A 16,432-nucleotide genomic window follows, 5' to 3' on the forward strand; every position below is an offset into this window, starting at 1 on the left:
GCCTAAGCTTTCACGGTACAACCGTGAAAGTTTTCTTCTAATAATGCAACAAATTAATCATTCCAGAATACCGATTCGACTTCAGAATCAAGTTTTATCTTGTTTAAGACAATATTTATCACTTGCAAATCAGTTTTTTCATACTGAATTCTTTGAGCCTAAAATAGAATATAAAAACAAAGGTAGTATAGCTGGTAGTGCTTTATTGAATAAGTGGCAGATTCAACTTAATCGTTCAATGTTAATAGAAAATCAACTACTTTTCATCAATGAAGTTATTCCTCATGAACTAGCACACTTAATTACTTTTAAACAATATGGCCGAGTTAAACCGCATGGCCCAGAGTGGCAATATGTAATGATGACGGTTTTTAACTGTCAACCCAAACGAACTCATCGTTTTGTACTCCCCTCAACAATTCAGAAAAAAAGATATCGTTATACTTGTCAATGCCAAACACATTTATTAACTACTATTAGGCATAATCGTATTCAAAACCAACATGCTAAATATTTCTGTAAATCGTGTCATGCATTATTACAACTTGATAAAAATGATTCCAATAATCCACAATAATGCTTTATACTTTATTGTCAAAACCATTCATATATTTTTATCAAATATCATTAACCTAAAATGAATTACACATATCTTGTAAAAACCATTTTTAGTTAAATGTATTGCTATAAAACCCAACTACAAATGAGATTAAGATGTTAAGTTACCGTCACAGCTTTCATGCTGGCAATCATGCTGATGTACTAAAACACACTGTTCTTACACTGTGTATCAATTATTTGAAAGAAAAAGATAAACCTTTTTTATATCTCGACACTCATTCTGGAGCTGGTCGTTACTTATTACAAAGTGAACACGCAGAAAAAACAGCAGAATATCAGACAGGGATCGGCCGTATCTGGCAACAAGAAACACTTCCAGAATTACTTACCCCCTATCTATCCGTTCTTAAATATTATAACCGTACAGAAACATTAAAATATTATCCAGGATCTCCCTTAATCGCTAAGCAATTACTCAGGGACCAAGATAAATTAAATTTAACTGAAATTCATTCAACAGACTATCCATTATTAAGACAAGAGTTTCTTAAAGATAAACGCGCAAAAGTCCTAAGAGAAGATGGTTTTCAACAATTAAAATCCAAACTTCCGCCACAATCGCGTCGTGGCATTATTCTAATTGATCCTTCATATGAGATTAAAGAAGACTATCAAAAAATACCGAAAGCTTTACTTGAAGGCTACAAACGTTTTTCAACAGGTATTTATTTAATTTGGTATCCGGTCGTTAATCGAACTCAATCACAAAGAATGATTAATCAAATTGTTGAATCAGGTATTAAAAATATTTTACAAATTGAATTAGCTGTTCAACCAGATAATAACCAGAAAGGAATGACCGCATCAGGTATGATTGTTATTAATCCACCGTGGAAATTACAGCAAGAAATGAAGGAGCTACTTCCTTGGCTAAGTCAGCAAATTGATCCTAATAATATTGGTCATCATATAATCAAGCAATTAGTCAACGAATAAAAAAGATTAATTATTTATTGGGCATTGATAGTTAAATTCTATCGCTTTGTTTTTATATTCTCACTTTTTTTATTGCCCTTTTTATGAGAAGCTTTAAAAATTATTAACTACAGGATTTAGATAATGACAATTCAACATTATGATTATATTGCTATCGGTGGTGGTAGTGGAGGTATCGCCTCAATTAATCGAGCAGCTTCTTATGGTAAAAAATGCGCTATCATTGAAGCTAAAGAATTAGGTGGTACTTGTGTTAACGTTGGCTGTGTTCCCAAAAAAATAATGTGGTACGGTGCACAAATTGCTGAAGCGATCAAAAATTATGGACCCGATTATGGTTTTAGTACTGAAATCAAACAATTTAGTTGGCAAAAATTAATTGAGAGTCGTTCAGCTTACATTGATCGAGTTCATCAATCGTATGATCGGGTATTAAGTAACAACAATGTTGATGTAATTAGAGGATATGCCAAATTTCTCAATGCAAAAACACTAGAAGTAAACGGTAAACAATATACCGCAGATCATATTTTAATTGCAGTCGGTGGTAAACCAACTATTCCAAATATTCCTGGAGCTGAATATGGAATCACTTCTGACGGTTTTTTTGCATTATCAGAACAACCTAAACGTGTAGCAGTAGTTGGCGCCGGTTATATTGCTTGTGAAATTGCAGGTGTATTACATGCTTTAGGTAGTGAAACGCATCAATTTATTCGCCGAGATACACCGTTACGTACTTTTGATCCATTGATTATTAATACATTAACGGAAATTATTCAAAACGAAGGATATCAACTTCATACTCAATCCATTCCAACTGCGGTAAACAAAAATAACGATGGCTCATTAACTTTATCGTTGCAAAATGGCGAACAATATGAAGTTGATTGTTTAATTTGGGCTATTGGACGTCAACCGGCTACGGATGGACTTAATCTTGAATCAACTGGTATTGAACTCACTGAAAAAGGCTTTATTAAAGTAGATAAATTCCAAAATACGAATATAAAAGGCATTTATTCAGTCGGAGACGATACTGAAGCAGCAGCGCTTACCCCTGTTGCAGTGGCAGCAGGTAGAAGACTTTCTGAACGTTTATTTAATAATAAACCAGAAGAACATCTAGATTATACTAATATTCCAACAGTTGTTTTTACTCATCCACCAATAGGCACCGTTGGGCTAACTGAACCACAAGCTATTTATGCTTATGGTAGGGAGAATGTCAAAATTTATCAGTCAACATTCACCGCTATGTATACTGCTGTAACACAACATCGTCAACCTTGTAAAATGAAACTCGTTTGTGCAGGTGAAGATGAAAAAATTGTTGGTATTCATGGGATTGGTTATGGTATGGACGAAATTCTACAAGGATTTGCAGTTGCTCTAAAAATGGGTGCAACCAAAAAGGATTTTGATAATACTATTGCAATACATCCAACCGCTGCCGAAGAATTTGTTACTATGCGTTAATACATCATGTATTTAATAAGCCAATCTAAAATGACATAGATTGGCTTAATTCGCTAATATACTCTAAATTATTCTTTCTTTTTCAAGATAAGTGTTTCAACGCTAAGTATCTTATCTAAGCGTATTAGTGGTTAATTAAATTATCGACTAATGAAATTTTTATAAAGTGCCTTCTCAAAATTAATAATCGCCGTGTTATTTGGTTCATTATTATCTTTAATATAACTATAACCAGTAATAAATTGCACAAATGCAATATATTTATTTTCTTTAAGTTTGATAAAACCTGCCAAATTATAATTGCCTTCCAAGTAGCCAGTTTTAGCATATATAGTTGATTTAAAATCACTACTTGTAAAACTCCTACGATATTGCAGCGTCCCATCAACTCCTGCAATAGGGAGCTTTTCAATTAGATGCAATGTTTCATCATTGGCAGCGATAAATTGTAAAACTGACATAAGTTTATCCGCATCTATGAGATTTAAACGTGATAAACCAGATCCATCATTTAAAACAGCATTACCTAAATCAATATTAGCTTTACTAAGTAAAATAGCTTTAGTTGCATCACTCGCACTTTTCCATGTTCCTGGAACCTTGAAATAATGAGCACCAATGGTTCTAAATATCGTATCTGCAATTAAATTATTCGATTTTTTTAACATTACAGTTAACAGTTCTGACAATGGCTCTGATTGATTAATAGCTAAAGGAACCAAGTTTTTCTGAATTGTTTTTTTTGTTTCAATCATTTTACCGGTAAATTGAATCTTTTTCGTAACAAGTTGAGATTTCAAAATACGACTAAAATAATCAAGGTTATCCATTACAGCGAATTTAAAATAGCTTTTATCCTTATTTTGCTTGATACATCCGGTTAAATGATAATGATTTTTTTCAAGGCTAATAATATCTAACTCGCAATATTTATCTTCAAATGCTTGCGAATTCTTAGCAATTGTCCGTACATCACTTGTTAACTTAATTGGATAGAGTGATGATACAGATGTTGTTGCTTTGTCACCAACTTTTTTACCCGGTAAGATTCCGGCATAAAAGTAATTCTGATCAATAATAATTGCCGATGGTGCCGTATTATATGACGCAGTTAAATTATTCCATGACCAACCTGAAGCTTTATCATGTCCTTTAAAAATAGATGTATCAATAATGATATTGCCATTAATCTTATCAATACCTTTTAATTTCAAAACAGTCAGCATTTCATCAAGTTGTGTACGCGTAAAAGTGGGATCACCACTCATTTGTATGATCAAATTGCCTTTTAATTGTCTATTAATAATTTTACCATCAGTTTGCATGCGAGTAATAAAACGAAAATCCTTTCCTAAGAATAATTGAGCCGTTAAAGCCGTAATTAACTTCTGCACGCTTGCTGGCTGCATAAACTGATGATTTTGATAAGCAATAATTGTTGTAGGATTTTTCTCGACTGATTGCACCAATATTGAAATATCAGTGCCTTTAGGTAACAACGGTAAATATGGAGCTAACTTCGCTTTATCATCGGCAAAACTATAAGTGGCGATGAAATACATCATTAGCATGATGAGTACTCGTCTCATTTTCATGTCTAAATTAGGATTAGTATAAATATAATATTACAAATTATTCGACAAAGCCAAACGGTATTAACGATTCAATAATGATACATTAATTGAATAACGATATCAAAATCAACAAATTATCAAATAAAGTATCACTATTGAGTCAAATTATTATAACGATCAGACAATTTAGTAGCAACGTTAATCAAAAGGTAATATTACGCCACCACGTTCAGTACGTATAACTAATTCAGAAGCAACTAATGATTTTGCTTGTCCAATTTTACAAATATCACCTTCTGATACTTGCCCGTCAATAATTTTACCGTAGCTTAAAACACTTGTGACATTGGTTACAGCCAATTTACCCACCTGAGTTTGTTCGTATCCTAAGACACTATTTGTGTAGCCATCTTTCAACTTTTCCCCGATGCGGATAACATCACATTCAGTATCAACCGGCAGAGGTTGATCTAAAATGATCTGATTATTATCAGCCTTCAAAATACGAATAGGATAAATTTCGTTAAGTACCTCACGCTTCATCAAATCCGCGATCTTAGCGAAAGTATTATTAATCGTAGTCGATAAACTTTCGCTATTAGTAGTACTTTTTAATTGATAACGTAAAGAACGGCCCAAAACAATTTTATTAGTTTTTGCGTCAATAATTTGATACAACACCGTTGTTGAAACCTGTTTCTCTTCAACGCCCTGACCTGTAGCTTTTAATATACGCACGGTCTCATCTGTATCAAGTTGAGTTAACGTACTTTTCAGATAAAATTCAGATTGAGTAATACCATTAGAATCTACCTCACTACTTTCATTTGATTGAGAATCGTTACTATGTTTATTAGCTAAGATCTCAAATCGCTGAGAATTGTGCAATGCTGTTGCGATTTCATGAGTAATGGTTTCAGAAAGTAAATCTGATGAAATAGGCAATTGATATTGGTTACTTAAATTAACTTGTGTAGGTAACACAACCATTTTATAACGTTCAATTTGTTTTTCACCTAAACCATTTTCATAAAGCGCTACTTGATTATCCATATCAGCTGCAACATTGCTAATTATTTGTTGATCTTCGTTAGAAGTAGACTGTTTTTCTGATTGTGAACTACATGCTGATAAGATGAATATCGCTATTAGTCCAAACTTTAGTTTTATTAATCTATTCATAGTCATCTAACCCAATTACCATACAGTTGATTTATTGCTGCCTAACTTACGTACAACACTCTCATTTTCCCAATAAGCTAAACCACTTTTAATATCAGTTAAAGTCAGTTGTAAATAATATTCGACTAACTGTTTATTCTTACCAGTACGCGCAATACGCTGCACTATTTTCCCTGTTAAAGAGAAATCAGGCGCATATAAAGTCCCTTTACCTGCAATAGTATCTTTCTTGAATTCATCATTATCACGCAATTCGCGTACGTCATAAATTAGATCATCAACATTATTACTATTACCAGCAATAGCTGTCGTAATCACAGCCTTTCCTGATTGCAACATTCCGATGCGGATTTTTTTCACAAGCATATCGGTATCAATACGAATAGTGGTATCATTAATAATCTTACCGATTGCTACCACATAGCGCCCACCACCCGGTTTATTTAATGCATTACTAGAAATTAATGAATTGAGTGATTCCTGTGCTGCTTGTTCAAAATCTTGGCTATCTAAACCTAAAGTAACCGCATCTTCAGCATTATCCTTCGTGACATACTCTATATTCGAAGAGCACCCCGTTAATGCTAATATGAATCCCAACGATAAAGCGGTTAGAATTTTATTTAGTGATATTGTAGCTTTCATTATTTATATCCTCGTTAATTGTATTTAGGATTCTTTTGGATAATATGAACTTTAAAGTGCTCAATAATATCCGATTTTATGTAGATTATTGCATCACGATCCTTCGATAAGGATGACACAGTTGTTAAGATCGAACCGTCTGGTTTATAAATATTAATTGGTTGATTAGGTATTTCCATTCTGGCGATTTGAAAATTTTTAGGTAATGATCGCCATTGTCGGATATCTGCACCACTAGTGAGCGTTTGATAAAGAAAGCCTAACCATTTACCACCATATTCTTCTAGATTCTCCTCAAGTAAATATTGAATACCAACATTGTTAATCATATTAAGCATGGCTTCAGTATAAATTGCTGGTAGTTTTTTATTAAATTCAAGCTGAATAATACTATCCATATCAGCAATTTCCGTTGTTTTCTGTTTATTCAATAATAAATATGGATAGGAGCTAGTGCGTTTTTCAATCGTCGGTAAACTAATTTGCGCAGAAACAATTTTATCTGTAAAAAAGTATGCTGGAAACTGGTAAGTAAATGATGTTTTTATCATGCCTAAACCATTTTCATAGATAAGCCATACATAATGTTGTTTATTTGGAGAATTTCTCTCGGTTAATATTAAATCCTGTTTAACTTGTCGCTGATTAGGTAACATGCGCAAAGTTTGTTTAAATAGCTCCCCAGCTTTAGCGTAATCATGATCCAAATAGAAAAATAATGCACTCATATAAGTTGCAAATGGATTAATAAAATCTGGATAAATTATCGCTGGCGTAATATCACCATAATAATCAGGAATTTCAGAGGAATGAGTTGGAAGTGTCATCACTTCTGAACGAGCGCTTGAACGATTAAATTCAAGATAAGCCTCATTGATCTCTTTTTGAAAATACTCGCTTGCTCGCCTTTGCCGATCAAGCGCTCGATTAAATTCAACACGAGCATTATCAAAATCATCTAACAACATGAAGTCTAATCCTTTATAGACATTCATCATGATTTTCTCATAATTCTCGCCATTATAATCATTTATATTATTATTGATTAGGATTGACAGAAAAGAACGCTCAACACCTTTAATATCAAGCTCCAATTCCTGTTTTTTAAAAATGGCCTCTGCTTTATCAAAAAATTTAATACTTTTCCGATAATCACCACAATGATAAGCAAGTGATCCACCATTTAGTGACCATAAAAGTGGATCACTCTTTATATATTCTTTCACGTCTGAATATTGACAATCATCAGTAATTACTTGTTTTTCGTATTGATTTAAAATTTCTTCATTATCCCTAAACATACTACAACCGTTTAAAATCAATACTGTAAAAACCACGACAAGGCTATTTATAAATTTCTTCATCAATTATTATGATTTGTTGTTATCATAGTCGAATAATCATATCAAAAATAACAATCATAAAAATGCTGATAAGCATAAATTGTTTAAATTTTATTAAGCTTAGCATAAAAGAAACCATCGCCCTCCTCTTCTGATGGAAGATATTGTATAACTGGTTCAACTAATTTCGCATCATTTGTCTCTTTTAAGAAACGCTCAATTTGTAAAGAATTCTCTTCAGGCAAAATCGAACAAGTCGCATAAACCAATGTTCCCCCAACTTTAAGATAGGACCAAATATTTACCAATATTTGATATTGCAATTTAGCAAGTTCGCTAATATCACTATCACGACGTAACCATTTAATATCTGGATGACGACGAATAACACCTGTTGCAGAACAAGGCGCATCTAATAATATACGATCAAATTTTTTCCCCTTAGCCCATTGCTCTGGTTTTACCCCATCGCCAACAATAACGTCTGCATTTAACTTCAGACGACTAAGATTTTCATTTATTCGTTTTACGCGCTCAGAATCAATATCGACAGCTAACACATTCGCTTGTGGTGCCAATTCAAGAATATGAGTGGTTTTTCCGCCTGGTGCGGCACATAAATCTAAAATCGCTTCACCATTTTGTGGATCAAGCAAATATGCAGCATGCTGAGCAGATCTATCTTGTACAGTCACGACACCTTCTGTGAACTTAGGTAACTTATTTATCGCTACAGGTACGTCTAACCGTAATGCTGTTGGTAATTTAACATCGATAGTCGATGTAATACCATGCTGTAATAATAAAGTTTGATAGTCTTGGGCGGAATAATGCTGCTGATTGACTCTTAACCACATAGGTGGCTTTTGGTTATTATTATCAATAATAGCTTGCCATTGATCTGGATAAGCATGCTTAATTCGTTTAATAAACCAACTGGGATGTAAAGTTGTATTACCTTTTGCCAAAAATTGTTGTTTTAGTGCATCCTGTTCGCGTAAGAAAGAACGCAAAACACCATTAACCAGTCCTTTTAAAGCGGTCTTTCTAAAAGATATGACGCCATTAACTGTATCACCGACAGATGCATGTTCAGGCACTCGGGTATAAACAATTTGATAAATCCCAACCATCAACAAATAATGAATAATGCGATTCTTACCCGTTAGCGGTTTTACCATTAAAGATTGAATATAAAACTCAATTTCAGGAAGTACACGCATAATTCCAAAACAGATTTCTTGCACTAAAGCACGATCTTTATCATTGAGCTTATTAGTGCACTGTACTAAAGCATTACTTAAAGAAACACCTTTATCCAATACATCGAAAACGACTTGACTACAAATTGCCCGTAAATTGTAAGATTTAGATTGTGATTTAAAAACCATTGCTAACAGCTACCATAATAAAAATTGCCATAAGCATAACTTAATCCACTTTGCTGTAAAGTCATTTTATTGTTAAAACAATTTTAAAGAAGCTTAAATCAAGCCCGATTGATAAATCTATACAATATTTAATCTATTTGAAATCAAAAAATAATCATATTGCTATTTTTCAATCAATCGAATCATTTTTTTATAAATTAATGCAAAAAGGGGATTGACGAAACAAAGCTTATCATGTTTAATATGCATCCATTGTTGCCCGGATAGCTCAGTCGGTAGAGCAGGGGATTGAAAATCCCCGTGTCCGTGGTTCGATTCCGCGTCCGGGCACCAATTCCAAAAAAGACACCAGCTTAAAGCTGGTTTTTTTATGTCTAAAGCCTTTTCAAAGCCACCTTTCAATGAGTTCTCTTTGTCAATCGTAATCAACTAAAATTACTCTACACCAAGTGCGAAATCATATATAAAACGGTATACAAACAGTTTTATATTAGTGTATATTCTAAAAATATTGTTAATCTCTTTATTTTGAATACTTAAAAGAACTTGCTTTTACCTAATTTATTCGGAGCTGGTTTTATAATATTCACTAATTAATACTCCCAATAAATAATGTTGGCTATATTGGTATATGATATAATAATTGGTTAAGTTATTATTTTATTTTTATATCAAATGATGAATTACTTAACTAAAATTGATAATAACGAGGCGTTGACCAAAAAATTGAGTAGTGAAAGCGTTTTAGGTAAAAGCAATTGTTAATGATTTAAATACAATGAATTGAATTGTCGATAAGCTGTTAAAACCCCCAGTGCATATAAAGAGTATTGATAGATTTTTAGTAGCTTCATCAGTATGATTATTATAGCAAGTTAACTTAACAGTGCTATAGTTTAAAGTAATCTAATATTCACACTATTTTGATTAAACAGCTAGTCATCACTTATCTTGTTAATGTGTTTATCTTGAGTGAAATTTGGACTTGACAGCATAAGAGGTATAATGCATTAAACTATTTAAATATTTTCTAATAATAGTTTTAGATGTGAGATGATTCATAAGAGAAAAATAAATGGTCAATCAAAATCCAGAACAAAAATCCCGAGATCAAATAGACGCATTGCTCGCGCAAGCGGGGTGGATCGTACAAGACAAGAAAAAAATCAATTTTTCCGTATCTAGAGGGGTTGCCGTTCGCGAGTATCAGACTGACGTAGGCCCTGCTGATTATGTGCTATTTGTCGATAAACAAGCAGTCGGTGTGATTGAGGCTAAACCCGAAGTCTGGGGCGAGAAGATTACTACGGTTGAAGAGCAATCTCAAGGGTATGCTAGCGCCACATTGAAATGGGTCAAAAATAGTCAACCGTTGCGTTTTGTCTATGAAAGTACTGGCATCATAACTCGCTTTACAGATGGATTAGACCCGCATCCACGCTCTCGTGAAGTGTTTAACTTCCACCGTCCGGAAACCCTCGCCAAGTGGAGCAAAGATTCTAAAAGCCTGCGAGGCCGTCTGCAAGATTTCCCTGTTCTGCTAAAAAACGGTCTACGTGATTGCCAAATTACAGCCATCACCAATCTTGAAGAATCTTTCAAACAAGACAAGCCCCGTGCACTGATACAGATGGCTACTGGCTCTGGGAAAACTTTTACCGCAATTACTGCTAGTTATCGCCTGTTACGCGAGCCCGTAAGCGCAAACCGAATTCTGTTTCTGGTGGATACGAAAAACCTTGGAGAACAAGCTGAACAAGAGTTTATGAGCTTTGTGCCGAACGACGATAACCGAAAATTTACCGAACTTTACACAGTTCAGAGATTAAAAAACCAAAATATTGCCAAAGATGCTCAAGTTTGTATCAGTACCATCCAACGTATATACTCAATTTTAAAAGATGAGGTTCTGGACGAATCACTCGAGGAACAAAACCCAGCGGAACAATTAACTAAACCAAAAGAACCACTGCCAGTTGTTTACAACGAAAAGATCCCACCTGAGTTTTTTGATGTGATCATTGTTGATGAGTGTCACCGTTCCATTTACAACCTATGGCGGCAAGTACTGGAGTATTTTGATGCCTATCTGGTCGGACTCACCGCCACTCCAGACAACCGTACTTACGGTTTTTTCCGTAAGAATGTTGTCAGCGAGTATAACCACGAAAAAGCTGTGGCCGATGGCGTTAACGTTGGCAACGAAATTTTTATTATTGAAACCGAAAAGACCAAACAAGGCGGAAAGATCAAAGCGAAGCAACAGGTAGAGCGCCGCGAGCGTACTACTCGGCGCAAGCGTTGGGAGCAACAGGATCAGGATCAAACCTACACAGCCAAGCAACTTGACCGTGACATCGTTAATCCAGATCAAATTCGTACAGTTATTCGTACGTTCAAAGATTCGCTGCCAAGCATCTTTCCTGGCCGTCAAGAAGTGCCCAAAACGCTGATTTTTGCCAAAACCGATAGCCATGCTGATGACATAATCCAAATCGTGCGTGAAGAGTTTGGTGAAAGTAACCAGTTCTGCAAAAAAGTCACTTACCGTGTCGCCAATGACAAAACCGATGCCAAAGGTAATGTGGTTGAAAAAGGTGAAGATCCTAAATCCGTACTCGCCCAATTTCGCAATGACTATTACCCTCGTATTGCTGTCACCGTTGATATGATTGCCACGGGCACTGACGTAAAACCGCTTGAATGTCTACTGTTTATGCGTGACGTTAAAAGCAAAAACTACTTTGAACAAATGAAGGGGCGCGGTACCCGTACACTGGATAAAGATAGCCTACAAAAGGTCACACCATCTGCACAGAGTGCCAAAACACACTATGTGATTGTTGATGCAATTGGTGTCACCAAGTCAGTTAAAACGGCAAGCCAACCTCTTATCACCAAGCCTAGTGTATCATTTAAAGATTTGGCGATGGGTGTTATGATGGGGGCGAGTGATAGTGATACTGTTTCATCACTAGCTGGACGCCTAGCTCGATTAGATAAACAACTTGATGACAAAGAGCGTGCCCGCATTGCTGAAAAAGCAGGTGGTACAACACTCCTTACGATTGTGAGTGAACTTTTCAATGCTATTGATGGTGACCGTATAGAGCAAAAAGCCTTGGAAATTGTCGGTCAACCCGTCGGTACCGATCCTGGTGATGATGCCCGCAACCAAGCTCAACAACAGCTGGTGAGTGAGGTGGCAAACCTATTTAACGGCGACTTAATAGAGCTAATTGATTCTATCCGTCGTGACAAAGAACAAATCATCGTTCACGATGATCTGGATACGGTACTTAAAGCTGAATGGGAGGGAGAAACCACCGAAAACGCTAAGGTACTTATACAGGAGTTTGCCGACTATCTGCAAGAGCAAGCCGATAAGATTGATGCTCTCACCATTTACTTTTATACTCCTGCTCGCAGGTCTGAAGTCACCTACCCACACATCAAAGCGCTGTTGGAAAAACTCAAGCAAGATCGTCCTAAGCTGGCACCATTACGTATCTGGCAGGCTTATACCCATTTGGATAACTACCAAGGTGACAACCCGCTAACAGAACTTACTGCTCTAGTGGCTTTGGTTCGCCGAGTATGTGGAATTGATAGTAAAATCAAACCTTTTACTAATACTGTAAGAAAGAATTTTCAGGATTGGATTATGAAGTACCATTCAAGTAACTCAGAAAAATTTAATGAACAGCAAATGCAATGGCTACAAGCCATTCGCGACCATATCGCCAGCTCCTTTCACTTTGAGCGCGATGATTTAGATATGACACCCTTTGATGCCAAAGGTGGTTTGATGGGCATGTATCAGCAATTTGGAGACAAGATGGACTGGGTGATTGAGGAGTTGAATCGGGAGTTGGTGGCGTGATGAGCGACATAGAAAAAAAAGATGATAACTGGATACCTCAATCCTACCCAATTCCTACTCATTGGATTTACACCGAACTAGAAACAGTATTCGAGAATTTGCCCCTCACTGGTAAAAAGTTGGCACAAAAATATTATGATACTGCGGGCAAAATTCCAGTCATTGACCAAGGGGTATCAGAGATAGGCGGGTACTCAAATTACCAGGAGAAAGTGGTTACAGCTGAACGTCCAGTGATTATATTTGGCGATCACACAAAATGTCTAAAATACATAACCTACCCATTTATTCCTGGTGCGGATGGAATAAAGGTTCTGTTACCTAACTTAGGAGTTGACCCTAAGTTTGCTTTCTATGCGTGTACATCCCTGCGGTTACCAGACAGAGGATATTCTCGTCACTTTTCTTTTCTCAAAAAGTGTGACTTTCCGTTGCCACCACTCAACGAACAAAAACGTATTGTCGCAAAAATCGAAGAACTGTTCTCTGAACTGGATAACGGCATTGCCTCGCTGAAAACCGCCCGCGAACAACTTAAAGTCTACCGCCAAGCCGTGCTTAAACACGCCTTTGAAGGTAAGCTCACTGCGAAGTGGCGTGAGAAGAATGCCGATAAGCTAGAATCCCCAGAACAACTTCTCGCCCGTATCCAACAGGAACGTGAAGCCCGCTATCAAGAACAGCTGGAAGATTGGAAAGCTGCAGTAAAAGAGTGGGAAGCTAATGGTAAAGAGGGGAAAAAACCGAGTAAACTTAAGAAATTGATTCAACTTACTCTGCAGTCTGAAACATCAAATCTAAAGCTTGCTTTTCTACCAGCTGGCTGGTCTCACATCAAACTGGGAAACTTAATTGACGAACCAGTTTACGGTACATCAGCTAAATGTGATTATGAAACTGGCGAGCAAAGTGTACTTCGTATTCCTAATATTTCAGCGGGAATAATAGATGACACTGATTTGAAGTTTGCTAACTTTGAAGAAGGTGAGGTCGACCATCTTCGCTTAATGATTGGTGACATATTAACTATACGTTCCAATGGGAGCATATCACTAGTTGGCAGTTGTGGGCTTGTCAAAGAAAAGGATACAAAACACATATTTGCAGGCTACTTAATCAGATTGAGACCCAATAAAAAAATGATAAAATCAGAATATTTATTGGCAGCCATGAGTAGTCATCTTATTCGCCAACAAATAGAGTCAGCTGCAAAATCAACAAGTGGTGTCAATAATATCAATAGTAGTGAATTGCAAAATCTAATTATTCCTCTGACTTCAATACAAGAACAAGAAGTTCTGATATCATTGTTGGATTCTATACTTCCGATGATTAAATCAACTGAAATTGAAATCGATAAGCAGCTAGCAAAAGCCGAAACTCTACGCCAATCGATTCTGAAAAAAGCTTTCTCTGGTCAATTGGTACCACAAGACCCAAGTGATGAACCAGCTAGTGAACTGCTGGCTCGTATTCAGGCGGAAAAAGGGTTCGTCAATACTCAGAAAACCAAAAAGACAAACAAGAAACAATCAGTGTCTGGTCATTAGATAACTGTCAACAAATCAACTTTATATGAAAGCCACATTGATGTGCTTTTTACTTATTTATCGAGTTAGGACAATGTAATAATGAATACATCAACAATCATCTCCAAAGTCTGGAGCTTTTGTACTACCCTACGTGACGACGGTGTCGGTTATGGCGACTATCTTGAACAGCTAACCTATCTGATCTTTCTTAAGATGGCCGATGAATACGCCAAACCACCTTACTCTCGTGATGTAGGTATTCCGGCAAAATATAATTGGCAGGCGCTTACTAGTAAGAAAGGTGCAGAGCTTGAAGTGCTTTACGTGGAATTGTTACTTGAATTAGGTAAGCAGAAAGGTATGCTTGGTCAAATTTTTACTAAAGCACAAAATAAGATTCAAGATCCAGCTAAGTTGTACCGCCTGATTGATATGATTGATAGTACTCAATGGATCATGATGGGAGCAGATGTTAAGGGCGACATCTATGAAGGGTTGCTGGAAAAGAACGCTGAAGATACTAAGTCTGGTGCGGGTCAGTATTTCACGCCAAGGCCTTTAATCCGCGCTATGGTGGAATGCATTCGACCAGAACCCGGAAAAACTATCGCTGACCCCGCATGTGGTACGGGTGGATTTTTTCTGGCAGCCTATGACTTTCTAACAAATCCAGAAAATACCGCTCTTGACAAAGAGCAAAAGCAATTTCTGAAACACAGTACTTTCTATGGTAACGAAATCGTCGCCAATACTCGTCGCCTGTGTCTAATGAATATGTTTCTACATAATATCGGTGAAATTGATGGTGATAGTCTAGTATCTCCTAATGACGCGCTTATTGCGACAAGTCCTATTAGTGTAGACTATGTACTTGCCAACCCACCCTTTGGTAAAAAAAGCTCAATGAGCTTTACCAATGAAGAAGGTGAACAAGAAAACGATGAACTGACCTATAACCGACAAGACTTTTGGGCGACTACCTCTAACAAACAACTCAACTTTGTTCAACACATTCGCAGTATGTTGAAAACCACCGGCAAGGCCGCAGTAGTTGTACCAGATAACGTACTGTTTGAAGGTGGTGCAGGAGAAACCATTCGCAAGAAACTACTAGAAAATACGACCCTACATACCATTCTACGTCTACCTACTGGTATATTTTATGCACAAGGGGTTAAGGCCAACGTATTGTTTTTTGATAACCAGCCTGCCAGTCCAAAGTCTTGGACAAAAGAGGTGTGGTTTTATGATTACCGAACCAATATTCATCACACCCTGAAGAAAAAGCCAATGCGTTTTGACGATCTGGCCGACTTTATCGAATGTTACAATCCGAAAAATCCTGCTAAACGCAAAGAGACCTGGCATCCCGAAAATAATCCCGAAGGTCGCTGGCGTAAATACACTATTGAAGAGTTACTGACACGGGACAAAACCAGCTTGGATGTTTTCTGGTTAAAAGATAGAAGTTTAACCGATCTTGATAACCTACCAGAACCAGATGAACTCGTAGAAGAAATTATTGAAAATCTAGAAGCTGGATTAAATAGTTTCAGAAATGTTCTCAATCAACTAACTACTAAATAGATTTATTAAAAAAATACTGTCAAATTAACTTTTCAACCTGAAACTAAATTTGACAGTCACTCCCCTATTTTGAATTTTGGACGCAACTTAGATGATCACATTCTATTCTTTAAATTGTCATTTAACGGAGTGTTCGAAAAGTTTTAGCTGTGCATTTAAGATACAACATGATAAAACTGATTAAAGTTCGAACAATTTAATTTAAGGATACAAAAGCGAATATATTTCGGCAATTTAAAACTCATAAACCGAAAATTAA

General features: G+C 36.2%; 11 protein-coding genes and 1 tRNA gene. 7 read left to right on the forward strand and 5 right to left on the reverse strand.

The window, feature by feature from the left end:
- Positions 1 to 43 precede the first annotated feature (43 nt).
- The 3 genes from FPB0191_RS10565 to gorA all read left to right on the forward strand — a co-directional run bounded on the left by FPB0191_RS10565 (position 44) and on the right by gorA (position 3,036).
- Positions 44 to 577, forward strand: a complete 534-nt coding sequence (locus tag FPB0191_RS10565; protein ID WP_238574446.1) for a SprT family zinc-dependent metalloprotease — start codon at positions 44 to 46, stop codon at positions 575 to 577.
- Positions 578 to 714: 137 nt separating this feature from the next.
- A complete protein-coding gene (locus tag FPB0191_RS10570; protein WP_039105968.1) occupies positions 715 to 1,557 on the forward strand; it encodes a 23S rRNA (adenine(2030)-N(6))-methyltransferase RlmJ in 843 nt (280 codons plus the stop codon).
- A gap of 123 nt (positions 1,558 to 1,680) precedes the next feature.
- Positions 1,681 to 3,036 (forward strand): glutathione-disulfide reductase, encoded by a 1,356-nt coding sequence (gene gorA / locus FPB0191_RS10575; protein WP_039105970.1) that lies wholly within the window; start codon positions 1,681 to 1,683, stop codon positions 3,034 to 3,036.
- Between the two features lie 140 nt (positions 3,037 to 3,176).
- Here the strand turns inward: gorA and dacB are convergent, their stop codons facing one another.
- The 5 genes from dacB to rsmB all read right to left on the reverse strand — a co-directional run bounded on the left by dacB (position 3,177) and on the right by rsmB (position 9,171).
- On the reverse strand, positions 3,177 to 4,607 hold the full coding sequence (dacB, locus tag FPB0191_RS10580; protein WP_052236944.1) for a serine-type D-Ala-D-Ala carboxypeptidase: 1,431 nt from the start codon (positions 4,605 to 4,607) through the stop codon (positions 3,177 to 3,179).
- Between the two features lie 201 nt (positions 4,608 to 4,808).
- Positions 4,809 to 5,792, reverse strand: a complete 984-nt coding sequence (locus tag FPB0191_RS10585) for a hypothetical protein (RefSeq protein ID WP_146202392.1) — start codon at positions 5,790 to 5,792, stop codon at positions 4,809 to 4,811.
- A 15-nt stretch (positions 5,793 to 5,807) separates the two neighbouring features.
- Positions 5,808 to 6,437, reverse strand: a complete 630-nt coding sequence (gene lpoB, locus FPB0191_RS10590) for a penicillin-binding protein activator LpoB (protein WP_039105977.1) — start codon at positions 6,435 to 6,437, stop codon at positions 5,808 to 5,810.
- Positions 6,438 to 6,451: 14 nt separating this feature from the next.
- Complete coding sequence (locus FPB0191_RS10595; RefSeq protein ID WP_039105980.1) at positions 6,452 to 7,738, reverse strand: COG3014 family protein; 1,287 nt, start codon at positions 7,736 to 7,738, stop codon at positions 6,452 to 6,454.
- Between the two features lie 146 nt (positions 7,739 to 7,884).
- Positions 7,885 to 9,171 carry a 16S rRNA (cytosine(967)-C(5))-methyltransferase RsmB gene (rsmB, locus tag FPB0191_RS10600; protein ID WP_039105983.1) on the reverse strand — a complete coding sequence of 429 codons (1,287 nt, stop codon included), beginning with the start codon at positions 9,169 to 9,171 and terminating at the stop codon, positions 7,885 to 7,887.
- A gap of 257 nt (positions 9,172 to 9,428) precedes the next feature.
- Between rsmB and FPB0191_RS10605 the strand changes: the two genes are divergently transcribed.
- From FPB0191_RS10605 to FPB0191_RS10620, 4 genes are all read left to right on the forward strand, one after another.
- Positions 9,429 to 9,504: transfer RNA gene (locus FPB0191_RS10605), tRNA-Phe, on the forward strand.
- A 742-nt stretch (positions 9,505 to 10,246) separates the two neighbouring features.
- Complete coding sequence (locus FPB0191_RS10610; RefSeq protein ID WP_039105985.1) at positions 10,247 to 13,054, forward strand: type I restriction endonuclease subunit R; 2,808 nt, start codon at positions 10,247 to 10,249, stop codon at positions 13,052 to 13,054.
- On the forward strand, positions 13,054 to 14,604 hold the full coding sequence (locus FPB0191_RS10615) for a restriction endonuclease subunit S (protein ID WP_052236945.1): 1,551 nt from the start codon (positions 13,054 to 13,056) through the stop codon (positions 14,602 to 14,604). The genes FPB0191_RS10610 and FPB0191_RS10615 overlap by 1 nt, the downstream gene beginning before the upstream one ends.
- A gap of 81 nt (positions 14,605 to 14,685) precedes the next feature.
- Positions 14,686 to 16,173, forward strand: coding sequence for a class I SAM-dependent DNA methyltransferase (locus FPB0191_RS10620; RefSeq protein WP_039105986.1), 1,488 nt, complete (start codon positions 14,686 to 14,688; stop codon positions 16,171 to 16,173).
- The last annotated feature ends 259 nt before the right edge of the window (positions 16,174 to 16,432 follow it).

The sequence above is a fragment of the Frischella perrara genome, from assembly GCF_000807275.1.
In the GTDB taxonomy this organism is placed as follows: domain Bacteria; phylum Pseudomonadota; class Gammaproteobacteria; order Enterobacterales; family Orbaceae; genus Frischella; species Frischella perrara.